Below are 21,609 nucleotides of genomic sequence, written 5' to 3'. Positions count from 1 at the left end.
CCCCCCCCCCCCCCCCCCCCCCCCGCCCCCCCCCCCCCCCGACCCCACTACCGAACAGGAGCCCGAGTAATGCGCCACCTGGCCCTGCCCTTCTTCTGCGCCGTCGTCGTCGGCCTGCTCCTCGCACTGCTCCCTTGGGCACTGCACAACCAGGTCGACGCCGTCGCCCTCGCCTGCGCCATCGGCGCCGTGTTCTTCGCATGGCGCGGCTGGGAAGACCTCCAGACCACCTGGCCAGCCTTCAAGGCCGAAATGCAGCGACGCACCGCCGAGCGGCGGCGCGCGCCGCTGGCCGCTGACGACACCCACTGAGCAACCGCCCGCCTGGGTGTCCAGGCTCCGCGCCGGCCGGACTTCCACTCGCCGGTAACCCATTCAACATCGAGATCCGCCATGACCGATTCAGTCGTTGTCGATTTCCAGCACGAGCCCAAGTTTGCCAAGAAGGAAAACGGAGAGCTGCCGCGCATCGAGCAGATCCGCGAGCAGGTAGCCGGGTTCGTCGAAGGCTACGCCACCGCAAAGGGCCAGCAGCCACCGCGCATCGTTCTGCAGGCTTCCGACCTGAAGCCCTGCGTGCGCCGGATCCTCGCGCGCATGCAGAAGCCGCATCGCGATGAAGCCAAGGCGGCATGGATGCGGGCGCGCAAGGCTGGCTCGAAGCAGCCGTGGCGCGAAGCGAAGCCCGAGCCGATCCCCGGCGCCACCCTCACCTGGTGCGGGATCCCCATCGAAGGCATGGGCTACAGCCGTCACCGCGCCGTCGACAAGCACTGATCCATGGCCAAGCCGGTCCAGATGGACATTTTCGATGACGACCCAGCGCGCGAGGCAGCCGCCTGGACCGTGCAGGCGGAAGAGTCGCTGAAGCACTTCCAGTTCCCCGAATCGATCCGTCTGGAACGGCACGCCTACTACCTCGGCGTGGCCGAACAACTTGAAGCCAGGGCGCGCGGCGCGCGCTCCACCAACAGCAAGGACTTGCAGGCATGAGCAACAACGACACGACCCATCTTCCGCAGACCAAGGCGCGGCTGCTCGTGAACCAGCACGGCCTGATCAGCGGTGTCCGCTTCACCAGCAACACCCCCGACGTGGTGTTTGGGGAACCCGAGGTGGTTCGAATCAAGCCCAGCGGCGAGGTTGTGATCGCGGAGGGCGCGAATCTGGACGATGCAGCGCGCGCCTTCTGGAATGCCATCACCGAATGGCGCGGTGACGGTTCTCGCCCCACCCTGGCGGACGTGCGGCCCGGTGGGAGGGTGAGGCTGGGGGATCAGGCCGAGCTGGATCGGCTTGAATTTCAGGCGTGGGCGCGATGGTTCGTTGCGCCGGTCGAGCGCGATGAAGCTGGCGACTACGTGAGCGACTTCACGCGCGGCTTGTGGTGCGCATGGCAAGCCGCCCTCTCCGCCCAGCCCTCCCCTGGTGGTCAGGGAGATGCTGCGGACCTGAGCGCCCTTGCCGCCAGCATTGGCGAGGTCGCGCACCGCCTCAGCACCTACATGCCGCACCTGTCGGAATGGGCAGATCGGGCACGAGACTGCAAGAAGGCTGCTGAGGTTCTGTCCGCCCTCGCCGCCCGCCAGCCGGTGGGGGAGCCGGTGGCCTTCCAACTCGCTGGATCGGAACCGCTGTGGTGCCTGCATGTTCTCGGAATGGATGACGTGCACCCGGCTCCGAGCAAGGCACATGCCGAGAAAGCTGCTGCGTGGCACAACGAGCAGTTCAAGGACCAAGCTGAGCGCCTCGGTATCAGTATTGAGGCCAAAGTGGTGCCCTGGCCGCATAGCGCTGAATCCCACGCTGCCGGCGTGGCCGAATTCATCCCGCAATGGCTGATCCCGCAATGGCAGTTGGACGCGCTGGAAGCAAACGCCGCCCAGCCCGCGCAGGCAGTGGACCTGGGGCTGTTCCGCGAGGCGGTTGCATACGCCGCTCGTTCGGCCGACTTTGCCACTCACGTGGAAATCGGGAGCAAGCTGCGCGAACTGCTGGCCCTGATCGACAGCAAGGCGGTGGGCAATGGCTGACCAGACGACCGCCGGCGATTTGCCGGAAGCCGAGCTGCACATCCTCCGCCACGCCCTGGGCGTCGGCGAGCACGGCTGGGAGCGCAGCTACCGCAATCACTTCGTCACCGGCCCAGGCGGCGCCGACCACCAGCACTGCATGGCGCTGGTCGCGCGCGGGTTCATGGTCCAGCGCGCGGGGAACGCGATCACCGGCGGCAGCGACCTGTTCAACGTCACCCAGGCCGGCCGAGCCGCAGTGCAGGAACGCACGCCACCGCTGCCGAAACTGACCAGGTCGCAGCAGCGCTACCAGCAGTTCCTGCGCTACGACGGTGGCGTGACGTTCGGCGAATATCTGAGGGGCTGGCGATGAAAGCGATTAGCACCGACTCGGCGACGCCCATGGCTGACCAGCTGCTCACCACGGCTTCTACCAGCGCGCCTTCAGCGCTTAGTGGTAAGGCCCGCCACGTGGCGCTCAACCGCAGCCATGCCGAGCTGCATAGCGTCGCCCTTGCTCCTGATCACGCCCTCGGATCGCAACTCGACAGCGATGCCGTCGACTTCGGCTGTGTACGAGAAAACCTGATCCACGCTGCTCGTGATGGTCAGCACGAAATGGTAGCCATCGTGGAAACCGCGCAGGGTTCGATGAAAGCCACGAGTGGTCATGGGCCGGGCGCGGTAGAGGACGTGGTGCACTGTACAGCTGAATGCGGCACGTCGTCAGCATCGAGTGTGGCGGCTGACCAGTTGCTCACTGCTGCAATGGACCGAGCCGAGCCGATCCAGTCCGCCTACTCCGATGGCCCCGTGTGGAATGCCTTCGGCCTGACCCGTGCCGCATACCTGGTCGTTCCTCGGCGAACGCTTCAGTCCATGCCACTGGAGTGGCAGGAGCGCTTCGTCGCGCTGATGGACGAAGCCCACGCCCACCTGCCCGCCGAGGCTTTCCCCGACTACACCGTGCAGCGCCAAGAGCGCGGCCGATTCATTACCGACCCGCTCCGTGACTACCGCCACACCGGGCCGATTCCACCCAAGGAAAGCCGCGATGAGCCCTGATCAGCTCCGAGCCTTTGCCCGCTCGATCCTCGATCGCAAGCTCCGCGCCGGCTGGCGACGGGAGCAAATCCTGCGCATCGAGTACGAGGGGTTCACGGGACCGGCGCACGCCGGCTACCTGATCTCCGCCGGGAAGATCTCAGTGTGCCAGGAAAACCAGTACCTGATCCGCCACACGGACGCATGGGCGGTGACGTTCCGCATGGCCGACCTGCTGCGTGATGAACCAGCACCACCGCCAGCCGCGCCGGCCCAACTGGACCTGTTCGCATGACCAGCATCGTCCGCAACAACCTGCTGACACGTCAGGGATACACCCCGTACTGCGGCGAAGTTCACTGCACCGCTGGCATGCCCCGCACCACCTGGGACGGCGAGCAGTTCCGCTGCCGATGCGGCTGGCGGTCCAGCTTTCCTGCCGATTTCATCGCCGATTACAAAGCAGCCTGGCCGCAGCTGCGCGCTGCGCTGGCCACGAACTGAAGGATTAGAGCATGACCGCACCACTGCCCATTTCCCCGGCCACGGCTGTCGAGGCCACCAAGGCATCGTCGCCTGTCGCCGCAGTTGTCTCTGCCATGCGGCGTGTCGATCCAGCCACCGCTGTTGACGGCCGGGAGGTGCGCGCTTGGGCTGACACCCTGCTGAAAGCGCTCTACACCGCTCAGCCAGTGCGCTGGGAGTACCGCAACAAGGACGATCACCGGCCTGGCTGCTGGATGCAGGCCGACGCAGGGCACGTCTACGCCGCCCATCAACGTGGGCTCGTTGTCCGCGCACTCTTCGAGACACCGCGCGTAATCCAGCCCGAGAAGGTCCACGACTTCCAGCGAAACGAGTGCACGCGCTGCGGCATGAGCCAGGACTGGGCAGGCCCGGATTGCTTCCCGCCGGACAAGAAGGTCGATCCGCGCACCCTGCTCCCGTTCGACCCGTCCTGGCTGGTCCAGCCACTGCAGTGGCTCAGGGACGCGCCGGCCAACCTCAACTCCTACGACCGCCGCCACCGTGCAGCGCAAGCCGCCTTCCTCCTGGAAAAGCTCCAGGCCCACATCGAGGAGTGCAACAAGCCATGACCCAGGAACATATCAGCCACCCGGAAGGGTTGCCGAACTGCGCCGCCGGCCACCGCGCGCGCCACATCCACGACAAGCGGTGCGCCTCCGCCGGCGGTGGCCACCTGGTCGAGTGCGCCTGCAGGTCGACTAGCAAGCATGCCGATCCCGACAAGGCCATCGAGGCGTGGCGCCGACTGAACCGTCCGGCGCGCAGCGCGCGCAGGGCGGAGCCGAAACTGCCAGAGAACGTGCTGCAGCTGCCGCTCCTGGCCTCGCATCGGGAGGTGCGCCGTGTCGGCGGCTGACAAGATCATGCGTCCTGGCGCACACGGCGATGTGGCCGATCTGACCGGGGCGCACACAAAGCGCAGGCAGATCCAGAACCTCGCTCGCAACGGCATCCCGCATACGATCAACGCTGCGGGCTGGCCGGTCGTGATGTGGGCGGCCGTTGATGGGTCAGCGAAGAAGCCGCCAGAGGTCGAGGGCGGTTGGACGAGCAACGCACTGAGGTCGGCGGCGTAATGGGAAGACGCTCAAAGGATCCGGGTTCGATACCCCACTTGCGTCCGCGAAAGCGGGGGAAGACCGTCTATTACTTCTTCGACCACGGCGGCAAGCCGAGGCGCGAAACTCCGCTGGGTAAAAGCTACCCGGAGGCGGTTCGGAAGTGGGCGGAGTTGGTGGCGACCGAGGCCCAGGTGCCGGAGATCGTGACCTTCAAGGATGCAGCCACGCGTTACGCGCAGCTGGTCATCCCGAAGAAGCGGGCATCGACGGCGAAGGTCAACCTGGCCGAGCTGGCCAAGCTGGAGGAATTCTTCTGCAATCCGCCTGCCCCGCTGGCCAAGATTAGGCCGCTGCACGTTCGCCAGTACATGGACTGGCGAACGAAGCACGGAACGGTGGCCACGGTCAGCGCAAACCGCGAAAAGGCTCTGCTGAGCCACATGTGGAACAAGTGTAGGGAATGGGGCTTCACCGACGCGGAGAACCCTTGCAAGGGCGTGCGAGGTTACGGTGAAGTGGGCCGCGATGTGTACGTGGAAGACGACGTGTACCGGGCAGTGTGGGATGCAGCAGATCAACCGCTGCGTGATGCATTGGATCTGGCCTATCTGACTGGCCAGCGGCCGTCCGATGCGCTCAGCATGGACCAGCGTGACGTGCGCGATGGGTTCCTGCACATCAGCCAGAGCAAGACCAAGCACAAGCTGCGCATTGCCATCGAAGGTGAGCTGGCAGCGCTTCTGGCGCGGTTTGCCGCCAGGACGTTCAAGCGCCGCGGCAAGCACACGGGAGCCGTCATCGTGCACACCGCGCTGCTACTGGATGAGCATGGCCAGCCCTTGAGCAAGGGGCAGCTACGGAGCAGGTTCGATGCAGCGCGCGCCCGCGCTGGCGTCGAAAAGTCGGCCTTCCAGTTCCGCGATCTGCGAGCCAAGGCCGGCACCGACAAGGCCGATGCATCCGCAGATATTCGCCAGGCGCAGCGCCAGCTCGGTCACTCGTCGGTGGTAATGACCGAGACCTACACACGAAAGCGCAAGGGCGACCGCGTAACCCCGACGAAGTAGTTTTGCGGAAAAGATGGGCGATTGCGGAAAAACAAAAAGGGCTCCGGATCGCTCTGAAACCCTTATGTAGCAATGGTGGGCCGTGAAGGATTCGAACCTTCGACCAAAAGATTAAAAGTCTTCTGCTCTACCGACTGAGCTAACGGCCCATTGCACTGCCCCAGCCTTTCGGCGGGGTGGGCATTCTACCCTACTTTGCCGGGCCGGGTGAAACCCTGGTGCGTCGAGGTTGCCGGCCAGCGGCCGGCACTACCCGATCTGGTGAGCCCGCTTAAACCTTCTGGGCCTCACGCGCATCCCAGCTGTGATTCCTGCCCGGAGCCACGGATGCGCCTGCCCTTCTGCCTCATTGCCGCCCTGTTGCTGCCCTGTGCGGCACTGGCCGCCCCATCCCAGGTCGTCACCGACGACATCGGCCGCTTCTGGGCCACTTATGACGCTGTGCGCGCCGAGCCCGACGTTGAACGCCAGGTCGCACTGGTGCAGGAGCGCTACATCGATCCAGGCAGCCCCGGCCTGCATGCGCTGATGCAGGTCCGTAACTACACCGCCCGCGAATACGCCGAGGCCATGCGTGCGTGGCCGCGCTTCTGGACGTCGGTACGCCCATTGACCGCCAACGCGCAGCAGGCCAGCGCCACACTGGAACGGGACCTGGCCGCCTTCCGCACGCTCTACCCCGCCCTGCGCCCGGCCACCATCACCTATGCCGTGGGCGTGCTGCGTACTGGCGGGACCACGCTGGGTGACAAGGTACTGATCGGTGCGGAGATGGCGCTGGGCGATGAACGCGTGGACGTGAGCGAGCTGCCGGAGCCGATGCGCAGCCGCCTGCGGATCTTCTACGACAGCCGTCCGGGGGCGAACAACGCGCAGAACAACCTGCACGAGTACGTGCATACCCAGCAGCGCGAGACTACCGGCAGCCTGGCGCAGTACGCGGTGCGCGAAGGCGTGGCGGAGTATGTGGCCGAACGGCTGAGCGGGCGTCGGCCGGCGTTGCCGCTGTACAGCTACGGGCCCGCGCACGAAGCGGAAATCCGCGCGCGTTTCGTCGCTGAAATGTGCGGCGGGGATCTGGACAACTGGCTGTACAACAGCGCCGGTAATCCGTTCGGGGTGGGTGATGTGGGGTACTACGCCGGCTACCGCATCGCGCAGGAGTACATGCGCCAGCAGACCGATGAGAGGGCCGGCATCGCGCGGATGATCGAGCTGGACTATGCCGATGCGGGGGCGGTGCGGGCGTTTATTGAAGCATCGGGGTGGTTGCGGCAACGGTAGCGCCGGGCCGTGTCTGGCGGACAGTGCCAACCAAGGTTGGCACCCACCAGAGTCAGACCTGCCCGGCGAGTCAGCCAGTGCGAACCAACGGTTCGCACCCACCGAGGGAGCGATTCGCACCCACCATCTGGGAATTCACACCCATCAGGGAAGCCGGCCAGCGGCCGGCACTACCAGGGGCGGTCAGGCGTACAGCGTCGGGTCGGGCACGCCGGCTTCGGCGAAGCCCTGCGCGCGCAGGCGGCAGGCGTCACAGTGGCCGCAGGCGGCGCCGTTGGCGTCGGCGTTGTAACAGGACACGGTCAGGCCGAAGTCCACGCCCAGGCGCACGCCTTCGCTGACGATCTGGCCCTTGCTGAGGAACTGCAGCGGCGCGTGTACCTTGATGCCCGCACCTTCCACGCCCGACTTGGTGGCCAGGTTGGCCAGCGCTTGGAACGCGGCCACGAACTCGGGGCGGCAGTCCGGATAGCCGGAATAATCCACCGCGTTGACGCCGCAGAAAATGTCGTTGGCGCCGAGCACTTCGGCCCAGCCGAGGGCCAGCGACAGCATGATGGTGTTGCGCGCCGGTACGTAGGTGACCGGAATGCCGGCACCGCCGGCCTCGGGCACGTCGATGTCATCGGTGAGCGCCGAGCCACCGATGCTGCGCAGGTCCACGTCCACGGTCTTGTGCGCGACCACGCCCTGGGCCTTGGCCACGCGGGCGGCGGCATCCAGTTCGGAGGTATGGCGCTGGCCATAGCGCACGCTCAGGGCATGCACGGCAAAGCCCTGTTCCTGGGCCATGGCGATGACGGCGGCTGAATCCATGCCGCCGGAGAGAAGCACGACTGCCTTCTTCATGGGTAAAACATCCGGTTGGGAGGGGAAAGCCAGCACGCTGTCCCGCGCCGGAGCTACATCAGGGAACGCCGCGCGGGCTCATCGGCCCGGCTCGTCGTTCCACAGGATTTTATGCAACTGCATCTGGAAGCGCACCGGCAGGCGGTCTTCGACGATCCAGTCGGCCAGCTGGCGCGCGGTGACCTCGCCCTTGCTGGGCGAGAAGAACACGGTGCAGCGCTTCACCAGCTCGTGCTCGGCGACCAGGGCCTTGGCCCAGTCGTAGTCCCCGCGGCTGCAGATGACGAACTTGATCTGGTCGCGTGCGGTCAGCAGCGGCAGGTTTTCCCAGCGGTTGCGCGCCACTTCGGCCGACCCCGGGGTCTTGATGTCGACCACGCGCGATACACGCGGGTCCACCGCGCTGACGTCCAGCGCGCCGGAGGTTTCCAGCGAGACGTCCATGCCGGCGTCGCACAGCTTCTGCAGCAGCACCAGGCAGCGCTTCTGCGCCAGCGGCTCGCCGCCGGTCACGCAGACGTGGCGCACGCCCTGGGCCAGCACCTCGGCCACGATGTCGTCGATGTCCCACCAGGTGCCGCCATGGAAGGCATAGGCCGTATCGCAGTACTGGCAGCGCAGCGGGCAGCCGGTCAGGCGCACGAACACGGTCGGCCAGCCGGCGGTATCGGCTTCGCCCTGCAGCGAGGTGAAGATCTCGGTGATCTTCAGGCGCGGCAGCGGCGACTGCACGATGTCGCTGGGGGTAGCGACGGCGTTGGACGGGGTAACGGCGGTCATGGCAAACAATTCTTCATGGGACGGGCGACCGATTTATCGGCGCCGGAAACGAAAGCAGCCGAGCATGGGCTCGGCTCTACAGGAGGCTGCCGGAAATCAGCCCGGCGCCAGGGTACGCATTGTACGCCCGGTCAGCGGATCAACGGATCTGCTTGCCGAGGCGGATGGACTGCAGCCGATCCTGGGCGGTGCGCGCGGCGTCCGAGCCCGGGTACTGCGCCACGACGCTCTCCAGCGTCTGCTGGGCCTGGTCGACCTTGCCCTCGCCATACTGCGAGAGGCCAACCTTGAGCAGGCCGCCAGCGGCCTTGTCGTGGGTCGGATAGCGCGCGAGCAGTTCACGGAACTGGGTCTCGGCCATCGGGAAATTGCGGGTGGCGTAGTAGCTCTCGCCCAGCCAGTACAGCGCGTTCGGCGCGTAGACGCCGTTCGGGTACAGCTGCAGGAAGCTCAGGAACAGCTGCGCCGAATCATCGTACTTGCCGGCCTTCAGCGAATCGAAGGCGACGTTGTAGGAGGTGCGCTCGTCGCCGGTGGCGGCAAGGCTGCCGGCATCACCATGGACGGAAGGCGGCCGCTCGGAAGTGGCCGCCGCTGCGGGTTTTGCCGGGGCCGGTGCGGCCTTCGGCGCGCTCGCCGGAACGGGCGGCAGGGCCGGGGCGGCATTGCCCCCTTCCAACCGGTTCAGGCGGCTGTCCAGATCCAGGTACTGGTCCTGGGCGGACTGCTTGAGCTGGGCGTTGTCGTGCTGCAACTGCTCGATCGAGGCCTGCAGGCTGGTGACCTGCTGCCGCAGCTGGTTGATCTGGTTCAACAGGTCCTGGTTGGCACTGTTGTTGTACATCTGCTGCTCGAGCGCGCCGACACGGTCAGCCAGGCTCTGTCGCTGTGCATGCGCCGGTGCGGCAGCCACGAGGGCTGCCGCAACGACCAGCATCAGTTTGATGCCAATGCGCATGGATTACTGCGCGGTGTAGACGATTTCGACGCGACGGTTCTGCGACCAGCAGGACTCGTTCGACTCGGTGCAGACCGGACGCTCTTCACCGTAGGAAACGACGGTCAGCTGCGAAGCCGAGCCACCGTTGGCCTGCAGGGCCGAGTTGACGCCGTTGCCACGACGCTCACCCAGGGCCTGGTTGTACGCGCGCGAACCGCGCTCGTCGGTGTGGCCCTGCAGGGTGATGCGCGAGGACGGACGGTCACGCAGGTACTTGGCGTGGCACGCCATGATGGCCTGGAATTCCGGCTTCACGTCTTCCTTGTCCAGGTCGAAGTAGACAACGCGCTGGCGCAGGCAAGCGTCGGTATCCAGGTCGCCCGGGCCGTACAGGCCCGAGGTCGACGGACCGGTCGGGGTGGTGGTCGAGGTGCCGGTGTCGACCGGGGCTGCCGGCTCTTCCTTCACCTTCTTCGAGCAACCGGCCAGGACGGCCACAGACAGCAGGGAAACAAGCAGAACGCGGGTGGACTTGTTCATGGCGATACCTTTGTGGCTCCTAGGCCGATGAGGGGTTCAAGACAACGAAAATATTAACACTCTTTTAGCGCTGGGTACGGTATGGGGACCATGCCGGCTCGCGCACATCACCATCGGCCAGGACCAGGCGCTGGCGAACCCGCGCATCGGCCGAGACGGCATACAACACACCACGGCCACCTTCGCGGGCGGCGTACAACACCATGCTCGCGTTGGGCGCAAAGCTCGGCGATTCATCCAGCGAGCCCGGGGACAGCGTGCTCCAGCGCGGCGAACCCAGCGAGCTGTCCATCACCGCGATCTTGTAGCTGTTGCCCGAGCCCTGGGCGACGGCGATCTTCTTGCCGTCGTAGGACACCGAGGGCTTGGCATTGTAGTTGCCCTGGAAGGTCACGCGCTCGGCGCTGCCGCCGCCCGCGCCGACCTTGTAGACCTGCGGACGGCCGCCGCGGTCGGAGGTGAAGTACACCGCGCTGCCGTCCGGCGCCCAGGTCGGCTCGGTATCGATGGCGAAGTGGTTGGTCAGCTGGGTCAGCTGCTTGCTGCCCAGGTCCATCACGTAGATTTCCGGGTTGCCCGAACGCGACAGGGTCAGGGCCAGCTTGCGGCCGTCCGGCGAGAACGCCGGGGCGCTGTTGATGCCGCGGAAGCTGGTGACGAGCTCACGCGCGCCGGTACCGATGTTCTGGATGTAGATGGCCGAATTGCCACGCTCGAAGCTGACGTAGGCCAGCTTGCTGCCATCCGGGCTCCACGACGGCGACAGCAGCGGCTCGGCCGAACGCACGATGGTCTGCGGATTGAAGCCATCGGAGTCGGCCACCATCAGCGCGTAGCGCATGGCGTCGCCCTTGCCGCTGGCGGTCACGTAGGCGATGCGGGTCCAGAAGGCGCCGCGCACACCGGTGATCTTTTCGTAGATGGCGTCGGCCATCTGGTGGGCAACGTCGCGCATGGCGTTGCCACGGGCGGTCATCGCCAGGCCCAGCAGGCGCTCGCCCTTGGGTACGTCGAACAGTTCGTACTCGACGCGGTAGGCGCCGGCACCGGCGTCGAGCACGCGGCCGACCACGATGTAGTTCTGCTTCAGCGCGCGCCAGGTGGCGAACTGGATGTCGCCGCCGCGCACCGGCTTCTCGACGATCTGCGCTTCGGGCAGCGTACGGAACTGGCCCGAACGCTCCAGGTCGGCACGGACCACGCCGGCGACGTCGGTCTGCGGTGCAGCCGCCGACCCCTGGTAAGGCATCGGCACGATGGTGATCGGCAGCGCGGAAGCATTGCCGCCGATGATGTCGATATCCAGCCCCTTCTGCTGCGCGACGGCAGCAAAGGGCAGCAACAGGGCCGCAAACACGGCAAGCCAGCGAGGCATCTTTTTCATGGAGCGCTCAATAGGGGGAAACCGGAACGAGGGATAACAAAGCGGCAGTGAACCGCTTCGCAATCATGAACCAAGGGTACGTGAATTCCGGGTCAGTTCCAGCCCGTCCTCTCACGCACCGTTAACGTCGTGGCTAACATCGCGCCCGTCTGCCCCGTCACGCCGCCCTGCGGGGCGGTGTCCGACAGCAGCCCAAAGCCTGCCCGGTCGAGACCTGGCCTGCCAGAGGCAAGCGCGACATCCGTGGACGCGGGCAGCGGAGAGCCACCCTGCCCTGCCCGCCTCAGCGATCCTGGGCGGTGAAGGTGAAGTTGAGCGTGCGTGCGAACACCGACTCGAAGCCGCGGTAGGGCAGCGGCTGCGCGTTGAGCACGGCGGCCTCGATCGAACGCTTGCCGGCCTCGTCGTACGGGCAGTTCGGGCTGACCTTGGCCTGCATCACCGTGCCACCCGGAATCTGGGTGATGGTGATCTGGCAGCGCTGGCCCAACGGCACCGTATCCGGGCGCACCCACTGCGACAGCACCTTGGCCTGGATGGCGGCTGCGTACTTGGCCGAAAGGTCGTCGCTGTTGCCACCGCCACCGGCGGCCGGCTGCGAGGCACCACTGGAACCGGCAGCGGCACTGCCGGCGGCATTGCGCGCGGCGGCCACCTGGCGCAGCTTCTGCTCGGCCAGCTTGGCTTCCTTCTCGGCCTGCTCGCGGCGGGCACGGATCTCGGCGATCTTCTTCTGCTTCTCGGCCTCGGCCTTGTCAGCGGCCGCGCGCTCCTGCTCGGCCTGCTTCTTCTTCTCGTCCGCTTCCTGCTGCTTGGCCAGGCGCAGCTTCTGCTCGGCTTCTTCCTGGCGCTTGCGTTCGGTCAGGTCGATCTGTTCCTGGCGGCGCTTGGCTTCCTGTTCCTGCTTGGCCTTCTCCTGGGAGATGGCCAGCGCACTCACCGCTTCCTGATCCTTGGTATCCGGCTGCGCGACACGCTCCTGCGCCTGTTGCTGCTGCGGCGTGGGGGCGTCCTGCGGGCGCGGTTCCGGGATCGGCTGCGGCGGCGGAATGGTGTCTTCCGGCACCGGGATGGGCTCGGCCACCGGCGGCGGCAGGTCTTCCAGCTTTTCCGACTGGCGCAGGGCCTGGCGCGCAGCGGAGGCCTCCGACGCAGACAGCGCCAGGCTGGCCTCGACCGACGGATCGCCGGCGGCGGCGTCGGTGTTGCGCTCGGGCGACCAGAACCAGGCCACGATGAAGACCAGCGCGACCAGCAGGTGCACCAGCAACGCCAATGCCAGGGGCAGGCCCCAGCCGGGTTCGCGCTGATGCGGGGGTGGCAGGGCGTCAGCGTGCATCGGTGGCCAGGCCTACCTTGTCTACCTTGGCGCGCTTGATCACATCCATCGCGGCAATGACCTTTTCATAGGCCACGGCACGGTCGGCGGCGACGATCACGCGCACGCCCTTGTCCTGGGCGGCGATGCCGGCCAGGCGGCCTTCCAGTTCCTCGGCCGACACGGCGGTCGGTTCCTTGGCATCGGGCAGCTTCAGGCTGAGCTGGCCGTCCTGGCGCACCGAGACGATCACCGGGTCCTGCTTGCTCTCCAGCGCCTTGGCGTTGGACTGCGGCAGGTCGACGTCGAAGCTCAGGGTGAGCAGCGGCGCGGTGACCATGAAGATGATCAGCAGCACCAGCATGACGTCGATGTAGGGAACGACGTTGATTTCCGATTTCAGCTTGCGGCGCTTGCGGCGACCGATGGCAGCGGACATGGCTTGGACTCCCGGGTCAGGCGCTTACTCGTCGCCAGCGCTCTGGCGCTGCAGGATGGAGCTGAACTCTTCGGCAAAGGTCTCGAACCGCACCGACATGCGCTCAACGCGCGTGGTGAAGCGGTTGTAGGCCCACACCGCCGGGATCGCCACGAACAGGCCGATGGCGGTAGCGAACAGTGCCTCGGAGATGCCCGGCGCGACGGCGGCGATGCCGGCCTGCGCACCACTGCTGATCATGTCGTGCATGGTCACCATGATGCCGAACACGGTGCCGACCAGGCCCACGTACGGCGCGGTCGAACCGATGTTGGCCAGCAGTTCCAGGTTGCGCTCGAGCTGGTCCACTTCGCGGGTATAGGTGGTGCGCATCGCGCGCTGCGCGCCTTCCAGCTGTGCGCGGCCATCCAGGCGGCGCTTGTCACGCAGGCGGGTGTATTCGCGGAACCCTGCTTCGAAGATGGCTTCCAGGCCGGTCACGCTGCGGCTGCGGTCGGTGGCCGCGCTGTACAGCTTGCCCAGGTCCGCGCCGGACCAGAAGCGGTTCTCGAACTCGTCGGCTTCGCGGGTGGCCTGCTTGAACACGCGGGCCTTGCGGAAAATGATCACCCAGCTGACGAACGAGCCGACCAGCAGCAGCAGCACGATGATCTTCACCGGCAGGCTGGCCTTGGCCATCAGTTCGAGGTAGTTGATGCCGCCGCCGGTGGTGGCCTGGGCAAGGGTCTGTGTCGCGGCGTTGCTGACGTCGGCCGGCAGTGCCTCGGTGACCGTGGCCTGCAGGGCCAGGAGCGTTGCGATCATCCGTTGTTCCTCAGTGTTCGGATTCGGGGTGGAGGTGGGGTTGCAGCACGGCAAGGACGGCCTCGTCCATGCCACGCGGGCGGAAACTGGCCGCGTCCAGTGCGGCGATGCGGACCTGGGCCGACAGCAGCAATTCGCCGTCGCGCAGGATCTGCTGGTCGAAGACCATGCTGGCCTTCTTCAGCTGGACCAGGCGGGCGCTCACCTGCAGGGTGTCATCCAGCCGTGCCGGCCTGATGAAATCCATCTGCATCGAGCGCACCGCGAAGACCATCCCGTGCTCGGCGCGCATGCGCTCCTGGCCGTAGCCCAGCGCACGCATCCATTCGGTCCGGGCCCGTTCCATGAAGGCCACGTAGCGGGCGTGGTAGACCACGCCGCCAGCGTCGGTATCTTCCCAGTAAATGCGTGTCGGCCAACTGAATAGTGGCTCAACCGACATCGGGAACCTCCGCGAACAGGTCCTGCGGCGGGTTCTTCGGCTTCAGACCCATGTGCCGGTAGGCCTTGTGGGTGGCCATGCGGCCACGCGCGGTACGCACCAGGAAGCCCTGCTGGATCAGGTACGGCTCGACCACGTCTTCCAGCGTGCCACGCTCTTCGGACAGCGCCGCGGCCAGCGATTCGATGCCGACCGGGCCACCATCGAAGTAGTCGACCATGGTCTTGAGCAGGCGCCGGTCAAGCTCGTCGAAGCCTTCCGGGTCGACCTTGAGCATCTTCATCGCGGCCTGGGCCACGGGCTCGTCGATGTGGCCACCGGCCTTGACCTGCGCATAGTCGCGCACGCGTCGCAGCAGGCGGTTGGCGATACGCGGGGTACCACGCGCGCGGCGCGCGATCTCCCCTGCCCCATCGGCGGTGCAGTCGATGCCGAGGATGCTGGCGGAGCGGCGCACGATACGGGTCAGTTCCTCGACGCTGTAGAACTCCAGGCGCTGGACGATGCCGAAGCGGTCGCGCAGCGGCGCGGTCAGCAGGCCGGCGCGGGTGGTGGCGCCGATCAGGGTGAACGGCGGCAGGTCGATCTTGATCGAGCGGGCGGCGGGGCCCTCGCCGATCATGATGTCGATCTGGAAATCTTCCATCGCCGGGTACAGCACTTCCTCGACCACCGGCGACAGGCGATGGATCTCGTCGATGAACAGCACGTCGTGCGGCTGCAGGTTGGTCAGCAGCGCAGCCAGGTCGCCGGCCTTTTCGATCACCGGGCCGGAGGTCACGCGCAGGGCCACGCCCAGTTCGTTGGCAATGACATGGCTGAGGGTGGTCTTGCCCAGGCCCGGCGGCCCGAAGATCAGTACGTGGTCGAGCGCGTCGCCACGCCCCTTGGCCGCCTGGATGTAGATTTCCATCTGCTCGCGCACCGGCACCTGGCCGAGGTAGTCGGCAAGGCGCTTGGGGCGGATGCTGGCGTCGGCGGCGTCATCCTCGCGGGTGGCGCCGGCGCCGATGATGCGGTCGTCGGTCATGTGCTGATTATGCGGCAAAAGTGCGGGTTTCGGCCGGGCTGCGCCCGGCACCCGCAGAGGCCGGAGCAACGTCAAAGGCCGAAGCAGAAGCGGGCATGCCATGGGATGGCGGGGTGGGTCCGGTTGAGGGGGACGCCGTAAACCCATCCATGGGGGCTTGGTCGCGGCATCCATGCCGCTCACACCCCCGCAACCGGACCCACCCCGCCTTCGACAGATCTGCGCAATCTGCCGGAATGGCATGGCCTGCTCTTGGTGGGTGTCGACCTTGGTCGACACGGTAGATCCACACCGTGCGTGGATGGCGCTGGATGGAACGAACCGAACTCGGGGTCAGAGCCCTTTTCCTGCGGAAAAGGGATCCGACCCCGCGCGGTCAGATCTCCACCTGCGCGCCGAGTTCGACCAGGCGGTTGCCCGGAATCCGGAAGAAGCCGGTCGCGGGCGCGGCATTCCGGTGCATCAGCGCGAACAGCTTGTCGCGCCAGATCGGCATGCCGCGGTTGGCGGTGGCCACAATGGTTTCGCGGCTGGCGAAGAAGGTGGTGTCCATCGGGTCGAAGTAGATGCCACCGTGGTCACACGAGCGCATCAGCGCCAGCGGCACGTCCGGGGTTTCCATGAAACCGAAGCGCACATAGACCCGGTAGAACTCGTCGCCCACCGACTCGATCTTCAGCCGCTGCCCTTCCATCGCATAGGGAATGGGCAGGGTTTCCACGTGCAGGAACACGTTGCGCTCGTGCAGCACCTTGTTGTGCTTGAGGTTGTGCATCAGCGCGTGCGGGGCCACGGTCGGGTCGGCGGTGAGGAACACCGCGGTGCCCGGTACGCGTACCGGCGGTGCCAGCATCAGGCCCGGTAGGAAGGTGTCCAGGCGGATGCCGTCCTTGCGGATCTCATCACGCAGCAGCTCGCGGCCACGCCGCCAGGTGCGCATCATGGTGAACAGGAAGATGCCCAGCACCACCGGGAACCAGGCGCCCTGCAGCAGCTTGGCGCCGTTGGCGATGACGAAGCCGAGGTCGATGATGAAGAACACCACGCACAGCGGCAGCAGCCAGCCACGCGACTTCGGCCACAGCGAACGTGCCACCACGGCCAGCAGCAGGGTGTCGATCAGCATCGTGGCCGACACCGAGATGCCGTAGGCCACGGCCAGGTTGGACGAACTGCGGAACGCCAGCACCAGGCCGAACACCATCACCGCGATGCCCCAGTTGATGCCCGGGATGTAGATCTGGCCGATGGTGTCGTGCGAGGTGTGCTTGATGCGCATGCGCGGGATGTAGCCCAGCTGCATGGCCTGGCGCGAGACCGAGAACGCGCCGGTGATGACCGACTGCGAGGCGATCACCGCCGCCATGGTGGCCAGGATGATCATCGGGTACAGCGCCCACGAGGGCACCGCCTCGAAGAACGGGTTCTTCAGGGCCTCGGGGTGGTTGAGCACCAGTGCGCCCTGCCCTAGGTAGTTCAGCACCAGGCACGGCAGCACGAAGAAGTACCAGGCGTGGCGGATCGGGCGCAGGCCGAAGTGGCCCATGTCCGCATACAGCGCTTCGCCGCCGGTCACCGCCAGCACCACTGCACCGAGAATGAAGATGCCGTGCCAGCCGTGCTCCATGAAGAAGCGGATGCCCCACCACGGGTTGAAGGCCTTCAGCACCTCGGGCGCATCGACAATGTTGTAGATGCCGATCGCCGCCAGCGATACGAACCAGATTGCCATGATCGGGCCGAACGCCTTGCCGATCTTCTCGGTACCGAAGCGTTGCGCGGCGAACACTGCCAGCAGCACCACCAGGGTGACCGGCACGATGAAGACATGCAGTCCGGGCGCGGCCACCTCCAGGCCTTCGACCGCACTGAGCACGGACATGGCCGGGGTGATCACGCCGTCGCCGAAGAACAGCGAGGCGCCGAAGATGCCGAGGATGCCCACCACATAAGCCGAGCGCGAACCATTGCGCAGCGTGCGCTGGGTCAACGCCATCAGCGCCATGATGCCACCCTCGCCATCATTGTCGGCGCGCATGATGATGGTGACGTACTTCAGCGTCACCACCAGGTTCAGCGCCCAGAACGCCAGCGACAGCACGCCCAGCACGGTATCGTGGTCGCTGTTGAGCCCGTAGTGCGGCGAGAACGCCTCCTTCAGGGTGTACAGCGGGCTGGTACCGATATCGCCGAAGACCACGCCGATCGCACCGATGACCAGCGCCAGTCCTCCAGCGGAGGGGGCGTGGCCATGGCCGCCGGGGGCGGCTGCGTGCGGGGTTTGACTGCTGGACATGGGACTCCTGGCGAAGCTCAGGCGGTTTGTTGAAGGAAAGGAAGGCGGATCAACGCAGCGCCGACTGCAGCGCCTTGCGGATCACGGTGGCCACTTCGTCGCCTTCATTGAAGGCGTCCCGGGCCATGCGCGCGGCTTCAGCCGGCTTGTAGCCCAGCTGCTGCAGCGCCACGGTGGCATCGGACAGCGGGTCGGCCGGGGCCGGGCCACTGCCGGTGGGCAGCGCGCCGCCGGCACCGAACTGGGCCGCGCGGTCACGCAGCTCCAGCACCATGCGCTCGGCGGTCTTCTTGCCGATGCCCGGAATGCGGGTCAGCGCGGTGATGTCACCGGCCTGGACCATGCGCGCGAACTCCTCGACGGTGACGCCGGACAGCACGGCCAGCGCGATCTTCGCGCCGATGCCGCTGACCTTCTGCACGTCGCGGAACAGGCGCCGCTCGCCCTCGCGCAGGAAGCCGTACAGCGAGACGCTGTCTTCCTTCTGCGAGTAGTGGGTATACAGGGTGACCTCGCGGCCGAGCTCGGGCAGGTCGTAGAAGGTGCTCATCGGCGCCTCCAGTTCGTAGCCCACTCCGTTCACGTCCACCACCAGCCACGGCGGCGCCTTGTAGGCAACGATGCCGCGCAGTCGACCGATCATTGCGTGCAGCTCCTCATTTGCGGCCCCATGCCTGGCGGGCACTGAGCCCCAGGCGGTTGGCCGTCGCCCTTACGTGGGCATGGGTGATCGCCACCGCCAACGCGTCGGCCGCGTCGGCCTGCAGCTTGATTTTCAGGTTGAGCATGAGCCCGACCATGTGTTGAACCTGTTGCTTTTCGGCGCCACCGCGCCCGACAACCGCCAGCTTGATCTCGCTGGCAGCATATTCGTGCACCGGCAGGTCGCGCAGCACCACCGCCGAGATCGCCGCGCCACGGGCCTGGCCCAGCTTCAATGCCGAATCGGGGTTGCGGGCCATGAACACGCGTTCGATGGCCACTTCCTGCGGCTCATACTCGCGGCACAGGTCGGCCAGGCCCAGCACCAGCAGCTTCATGCGCTGCGGGAAGTCGTCAGCGCCCAGCAGCACCAGCGGCTGGTGGTGCACGTAGCTGACGCGGCCGGTGGCATCGACATCAATGATGCCGACCCCGGTCCGCTGCGAACCGGGGTCGATGCCGAGGATGCGGGTCATGCTGCACTCCTGGCGGGGCGGAACGGAATGCGCTGGCAGGCGTATGGGCTCATGACTGTCCGCGGTGACCGTTCAACGGCCCGCGCCCAGGCCGTCGAAGACGGCTCAGGCGTAGGCGTCGGCGCCGAGTTCGGCGTTGGAATACACGTCCTGCACGTCGTCCAGGTCTTCCAGCATGTCCAGCAGCTTCTTGACCTGCAGGGCGACCTCGCCCTCGACCTTGATGTCGTTGTCGGCGCGGAAGGTGATCTCGGCGTGGTCGGCGACATGGCCAGCGGCAGCCATCGCGTCCTTGACTGCGCTGAACGCGTCAGGGCTGGTGACCACATCGATCGAGCCATCGTCCGGATAGACCACGATGTCATCAGCGCCGGCCTCGATGGCCGCCTCGGTGATGGCTTCCTCGTCGGCACCCGGGGCGAAGCTGAGCACGCCCAGGCGCTTGAACATGAAGGCCACCGAGCCTTCGGTGCCCATGTTGCCGCCGCACTTGCTGAACACATGGCGGACATCGGCCACGGTGCGCACGCGGTTGTCGGTCAGGCAGTCGACGATCACGGCCACGCCACCCGGGGCGTAGCCTTCGTAGCGGATTTCCTCGTAGTCGACGCCTTCCAGTTCACCGGTGGCCTTCTTGATGGCGCGCTCGATCACGTCCTTGGACATGTTCACGGCCAGGCCCTTGTCCACCGCCACGCGCAGGCGCGGGTTGTTGTTGGGGTCGCCTCCACCGCCGCGCGCGGCAACGCCGATCTCGCGGATGATCTTGGTGAAAATCTTGCCGCGCTTCGCGTCGGACGCGTTCTTGCGGGCTTCGATGGAGGGGCCTCTACCCATGGGTGCTACCGTCTGGCTGCTTCAGGATCAAGGCGCGGATTCTACCTGATCGGGGGCGGCAACCGTGTCTAGGGCGGAGAGATGCCGTCGGGCATGGCCCGGCGAAGCGCGTGCGAACCAACGGTTCGCACCCACCAGGGCAGGACGGTTCGCACCCACCGAGCCAAGGCGGTCGCCCCTACCAGATTACGCGGCGGCGGCGTCGCGGCTGTGGTCAAACTGGCCGTGGCGCAGGAAATGCGCGGTCTGCCGCGCGGCATCCGGCGACACCACGAGGCCGCTGTGGCTGGTGCGCACCACGCAATGATCGGTCAGGCCCGGCAGGCGGGTTTCGGCCAGGGCCACGGTGCCATCGGAGGCGTCGTCCATCGCGCCCAGCAGGCTGCCCAGACCGTGCGGCACCGAACCGGCGATCAGACCGACCTCGGCCTTGCCCTGCCAGTCCGGCAGTCCGTCCAGCAGCAGCTCGCTGCTGCGCCCCAGCGCCAGGCCCCAGCCATGATCGGACAACGAGCGCGCGGTACCACTGCCGCGCAGCGGTGAACCCAGGCAGACCACGCGCTGCACCGGCAGCTGCGGATTGCACCGCAGCGCTTCCAGCGCCAGCAGCCCGCCCAGGCTGTGGCCGACCAAACTCAGCGGGCCGGCGTCGGCCAGCCGCTCCAGCAGCTGCGGTACGGCCACGTCCGGGCCACCGAACACCGAGGAATAACCAAACGCGTGCACCTGGAAGCCGCGCGCGCGCAGGCGCCAGGCCAGCGGCCCGACCCAGGCGCGGGCATTCCAGATGCCATGCAGCAGCAATACGGGGGGAGTCATGCAAACAGCCTGGCGGTCAGCGGGGCAGGAACGTACGGTGATTGAACACGCGCGCGCAGCAAGCGGCAGTGAACATCAGGCCGCGCGCGGTGCGCGGCGCAGGATGAATTCGAGATCGTTCGTGTCGCCCACCGGGAACAGGTATTCGCCGGCCTTCTCGAAACCGTAGCGGGCGTAGAAGCGCTGTGCGCCGAAGTTCTCCGACCACACGCCCAACCACAGGGTGCGCGGGCCCTCGTGTTCCAGCCAGGCCAGCGCGGTTTCCAGCAGGCGGCTGCCCCAGCCGCAGCTTTGCTGCGTCTTGATCAGGTACAGGCGCTTGAGTTCGCCGTCACCGGGCTTCACGTCCGGGTGCGGCAGGCCACAGGGGCCGGCGGCGGCATGGCCGACCGCCTCCCCGTCCAGCTCCAGCAGCCACACCGCGTAATCCGGGTGGGCCAGGATCACGCGCTGGCGCTCGACCGTGTAGGCCTCCTCAAGGAAGGCCTGCAGGTCCTGCGGCGGATACAGATGGCCGAAGGTTTCGGTGAACGTGCGGGCGGCCAGCGCCGACAGGGTCGGCGCGTCGTCCACGGTGGCGCGGCGGATCGAATACATGCAGGAAGTTGACGTCAGGGCGAAGCGCGGGTCAAGCCTTTTCCGACGATTCCGCTTCTTCGTCTTCCTCGTCCTCTTCCTCGTATTCCTCTTCGTCCTCGTCTTCTTCGCCTTCCTCGTCCTCGTCGTACTCTTCCTCTTCGTCGTCCTCGTAATCCTCGACGCCGAAGTCTTCTCCATCCCAACGGCCTTCGCCGTCGGCGACGAAGGTCAGGGCCATCGCGGCCGGGTTGGTACCGACGCGGACCAGCCAACCGCCGAACACGCGTGCACGCTCGGTGACCAGGTTGGCCTCGGAGCCTTCATTGCCCAGCTTTTCCCACTCCAGCGAAAACGCAAACTCGGTCATTGCCTGGA

29 protein-coding genes and 1 tRNA gene are annotated in these 21,609 nt (G+C 66.6%); 12 read left to right on the top strand and 18 right to left on the bottom strand.

What is annotated here, in order from left to right; genetic code table 11:
* Positions 1 to 69: 69 nt before the first annotated feature.
* From O0K41_RS11635 to O0K41_RS11585, 11 genes are all read left to right on the top strand, one after another.
* The gene (locus tag O0K41_RS11635) at positions 70 to 312 is read left to right on the top strand and encodes a hypothetical protein (protein ID WP_164222503.1); all 243 of its coding nucleotides are present in this window, start codon (positions 70 to 72) and stop codon (positions 310 to 312) included.
* Between the two features lie 81 nt (positions 313 to 393).
* On the top strand, positions 394 to 777 hold the full coding sequence (locus O0K41_RS11630) for a hypothetical protein (protein WP_164222505.1): 384 nt from the start codon (positions 394 to 396) through the stop codon (positions 775 to 777).
* Between the two features lie 3 nt (positions 778 to 780).
* Positions 781 to 993: a hypothetical protein gene (locus O0K41_RS11625; protein ID WP_164222507.1), complete on the top strand. Its 213-nt coding sequence runs from the start codon at positions 781 to 783 to the stop codon at positions 991 to 993.
* A complete protein-coding gene (locus O0K41_RS11620; protein ID WP_164222440.1) occupies positions 990 to 2,033 on the top strand; it encodes a hypothetical protein in 1,044 nt (347 codons plus the stop codon). Before O0K41_RS11625 ends, O0K41_RS11620 begins: the two co-directional genes overlap by 4 nt.
* On the top strand, positions 2,026 to 2,388 hold the full coding sequence (locus O0K41_RS11615) for a hypothetical protein (RefSeq protein WP_164222509.1): 363 nt from the start codon (positions 2,026 to 2,028) through the stop codon (positions 2,386 to 2,388). The genes O0K41_RS11620 and O0K41_RS11615 overlap by 8 nt, the downstream gene beginning before the upstream one ends.
* A 29-nt stretch (positions 2,389 to 2,417) precedes the next feature.
* Complete coding sequence (locus tag O0K41_RS11610) at positions 2,418 to 3,080, top strand: hypothetical protein (RefSeq protein WP_204310900.1); 663 nt, start codon at positions 2,418 to 2,420, stop codon at positions 3,078 to 3,080.
* Positions 3,070 to 3,354 carry a hypothetical protein gene (locus O0K41_RS11605; RefSeq protein WP_100438680.1) on the top strand — a complete coding sequence of 95 codons (285 nt, stop codon included), beginning with the start codon at positions 3,070 to 3,072 and terminating at the stop codon, positions 3,352 to 3,354. The genes O0K41_RS11610 and O0K41_RS11605 overlap by 11 nt, the downstream gene beginning before the upstream one ends.
* Positions 3,351 to 3,563, top strand: coding sequence for a hypothetical protein (locus O0K41_RS11600; protein WP_100437563.1), 213 nt, complete (start codon positions 3,351 to 3,353; stop codon positions 3,561 to 3,563). The genes O0K41_RS11605 and O0K41_RS11600 overlap by 4 nt, the downstream gene beginning before the upstream one ends.
* Before the next feature lie 11 nt (positions 3,564 to 3,574).
* Entirely contained in the window at positions 3,575 to 4,156 is a 582-nt protein-coding gene (locus O0K41_RS11595; protein ID WP_164222510.1) for a hypothetical protein, read from the top strand.
* Positions 4,153 to 4,443, top strand: coding sequence for a hypothetical protein (locus O0K41_RS11590; RefSeq protein ID WP_164222512.1), 291 nt, complete (start codon positions 4,153 to 4,155; stop codon positions 4,441 to 4,443). Before O0K41_RS11595 ends, O0K41_RS11590 begins: the two co-directional genes overlap by 4 nt.
* 219 nt (positions 4,444 to 4,662) lie before the next feature.
* Positions 4,663 to 5,715 carry a tyrosine-type recombinase/integrase gene (locus O0K41_RS11585; RefSeq protein ID WP_164222522.1) on the top strand — a complete coding sequence of 351 codons (1,053 nt, stop codon included), beginning with the start codon at positions 4,663 to 4,665 and terminating at the stop codon, positions 5,713 to 5,715.
* A 73-nt stretch (positions 5,716 to 5,788) separates the two neighbouring features.
* On the opposite strand, the gene O0K41_RS11580 is transcribed toward O0K41_RS11585, so the two are convergent.
* Positions 5,789 to 5,864 (bottom strand) — tRNA-Lys (locus O0K41_RS11580).
* A 178-nt stretch (positions 5,865 to 6,042) separates the two neighbouring features.
* Between O0K41_RS11580 and O0K41_RS11575 the strand changes: the two genes are divergently transcribed.
* The gene (locus O0K41_RS11575; RefSeq protein WP_164222514.1) at positions 6,043 to 6,999 is read left to right on the top strand and encodes a DUF2268 domain-containing putative Zn-dependent protease; all 957 of its coding nucleotides are present in this window, start codon (positions 6,043 to 6,045) and stop codon (positions 6,997 to 6,999) included.
* 183 nt (positions 7,000 to 7,182) lie between these two features.
* Here O0K41_RS11575 and queC read toward each other — a convergent pair whose 3' ends face one another.
* The 17 genes from queC to O0K41_RS11490 form a co-directional block, all read right to left on the bottom strand.
* Positions 7,183 to 7,848: a 7-cyano-7-deazaguanine synthase QueC gene (gene queC / locus O0K41_RS11570; RefSeq protein ID WP_005410745.1), complete on the bottom strand. Its 666-nt coding sequence runs from the start codon at positions 7,846 to 7,848 to the stop codon at positions 7,183 to 7,185.
* Positions 7,849 to 7,926: 78 nt separating this feature from the next.
* Positions 7,927 to 8,628 (bottom strand): 7-carboxy-7-deazaguanine synthase QueE, encoded by a 702-nt coding sequence (gene queE / locus O0K41_RS11565; RefSeq protein ID WP_049449190.1) that lies wholly within the window; start codon positions 8,626 to 8,628, stop codon positions 7,927 to 7,929.
* A gap of 139 nt (positions 8,629 to 8,767) precedes the next feature.
* Positions 8,768 to 9,586 carry a tol-pal system protein YbgF gene (gene ybgF / locus O0K41_RS11560; RefSeq protein WP_005414274.1) on the bottom strand — a complete coding sequence of 273 codons (819 nt, stop codon included), beginning with the start codon at positions 9,584 to 9,586 and terminating at the stop codon, positions 8,768 to 8,770.
* 3 nt (positions 9,587 to 9,589) lie between these two features.
* Positions 9,590 to 10,108, bottom strand: coding sequence for a peptidoglycan-associated lipoprotein Pal (gene pal, locus O0K41_RS11555; RefSeq protein ID WP_005410748.1), 519 nt, complete (start codon positions 10,106 to 10,108; stop codon positions 9,590 to 9,592).
* A gap of 64 nt (positions 10,109 to 10,172) precedes the next feature.
* A complete protein-coding gene (tolB, locus tag O0K41_RS11550) occupies positions 10,173 to 11,492 on the bottom strand; it encodes a Tol-Pal system beta propeller repeat protein TolB (protein WP_049449191.1) in 1,320 nt (439 codons plus the stop codon).
* A 283-nt stretch (positions 11,493 to 11,775) separates the two neighbouring features.
* Positions 11,776 to 12,831 (bottom strand): cell envelope integrity protein TolA, encoded by a 1,056-nt coding sequence (gene tolA / locus O0K41_RS11545; protein WP_049449192.1) that lies wholly within the window; start codon positions 12,829 to 12,831, stop codon positions 11,776 to 11,778.
* On the bottom strand, positions 12,821 to 13,249 hold the full coding sequence (gene tolR / locus O0K41_RS11540) for a protein TolR (protein WP_005410751.1): 429 nt from the start codon (positions 13,247 to 13,249) through the stop codon (positions 12,821 to 12,823). The genes tolA and tolR overlap by 11 nt, the downstream gene beginning before the upstream one ends.
* 24 nt (positions 13,250 to 13,273) lie before the next feature.
* A complete protein-coding gene (gene tolQ / locus O0K41_RS11535; RefSeq protein ID WP_005410752.1) occupies positions 13,274 to 14,053 on the bottom strand; it encodes a protein TolQ in 780 nt (259 codons plus the stop codon).
* Positions 14,054 to 14,063: 10 nt separating this feature from the next.
* Positions 14,064 to 14,495, bottom strand: a complete 432-nt coding sequence (ybgC, locus tag O0K41_RS11530; protein WP_005410753.1) for a tol-pal system-associated acyl-CoA thioesterase — start codon at positions 14,493 to 14,495, stop codon at positions 14,064 to 14,066.
* On the bottom strand, positions 14,485 to 15,525 hold the full coding sequence (gene ruvB, locus O0K41_RS11525) for a Holliday junction branch migration DNA helicase RuvB (RefSeq protein ID WP_005410754.1): 1,041 nt from the start codon (positions 15,523 to 15,525) through the stop codon (positions 14,485 to 14,487). The genes ybgC and ruvB overlap by 11 nt, the downstream gene beginning before the upstream one ends.
* Positions 15,526 to 15,901: 376 nt before the next feature.
* Positions 15,902 to 17,821, bottom strand: coding sequence for a potassium transporter Kup (locus O0K41_RS11520; protein ID WP_005410755.1), 1,920 nt, complete (start codon positions 17,819 to 17,821; stop codon positions 15,902 to 15,904).
* A 49-nt stretch (positions 17,822 to 17,870) separates the two neighbouring features.
* The gene (gene ruvA / locus O0K41_RS11515) at positions 17,871 to 18,464 is read right to left on the bottom strand and encodes a Holliday junction branch migration protein RuvA (RefSeq protein ID WP_005410756.1); all 594 of its coding nucleotides are present in this window, start codon (positions 18,462 to 18,464) and stop codon (positions 17,871 to 17,873) included.
* A gap of 13 nt (positions 18,465 to 18,477) precedes the next feature.
* Positions 18,478 to 18,999 (bottom strand): crossover junction endodeoxyribonuclease RuvC, encoded by a 522-nt coding sequence (ruvC, locus tag O0K41_RS11510; protein ID WP_005410757.1) that lies wholly within the window; start codon positions 18,997 to 18,999, stop codon positions 18,478 to 18,480.
* A 105-nt stretch (positions 19,000 to 19,104) separates the two neighbouring features.
* The gene (locus O0K41_RS11505) at positions 19,105 to 19,836 is read right to left on the bottom strand and encodes a YebC/PmpR family DNA-binding transcriptional regulator (protein WP_164223126.1); all 732 of its coding nucleotides are present in this window, start codon (positions 19,834 to 19,836) and stop codon (positions 19,105 to 19,107) included.
* Positions 19,837 to 20,022: 186 nt separating this feature from the next.
* Positions 20,023 to 20,655, bottom strand: coding sequence for an alpha/beta fold hydrolase (locus O0K41_RS11500; RefSeq protein ID WP_049450102.1), 633 nt, complete (start codon positions 20,653 to 20,655; stop codon positions 20,023 to 20,025).
* A 75-nt stretch (positions 20,656 to 20,730) separates the two neighbouring features.
* Positions 20,731 to 21,252 (bottom strand): GNAT family N-acetyltransferase, encoded by a 522-nt coding sequence (locus tag O0K41_RS11495; RefSeq protein ID WP_005410760.1) that lies wholly within the window; start codon positions 21,250 to 21,252, stop codon positions 20,731 to 20,733.
* Positions 21,253 to 21,283: 31 nt separating this feature from the next.
* Positions 21,284 to 21,601: a hypothetical protein gene (locus O0K41_RS11490; protein ID WP_005410761.1), complete on the bottom strand. Its 318-nt coding sequence runs from the start codon at positions 21,599 to 21,601 to the stop codon at positions 21,284 to 21,286.
* Positions 21,602 to 21,609: the final 8 nt, after the last annotated feature.

The sequence above is a fragment of the Stenotrophomonas sp. Sm2128 genome (assembly GCF_030985535.1).
Lineage (GTDB): Bacteria > Pseudomonadota > Gammaproteobacteria > Xanthomonadales > Xanthomonadaceae > Stenotrophomonas > Stenotrophomonas maltophilia.
The sequence above is the reverse complement of the archived record's forward strand: the minus strand, read 5'-3'. Positions and strand labels throughout refer to the sequence as shown.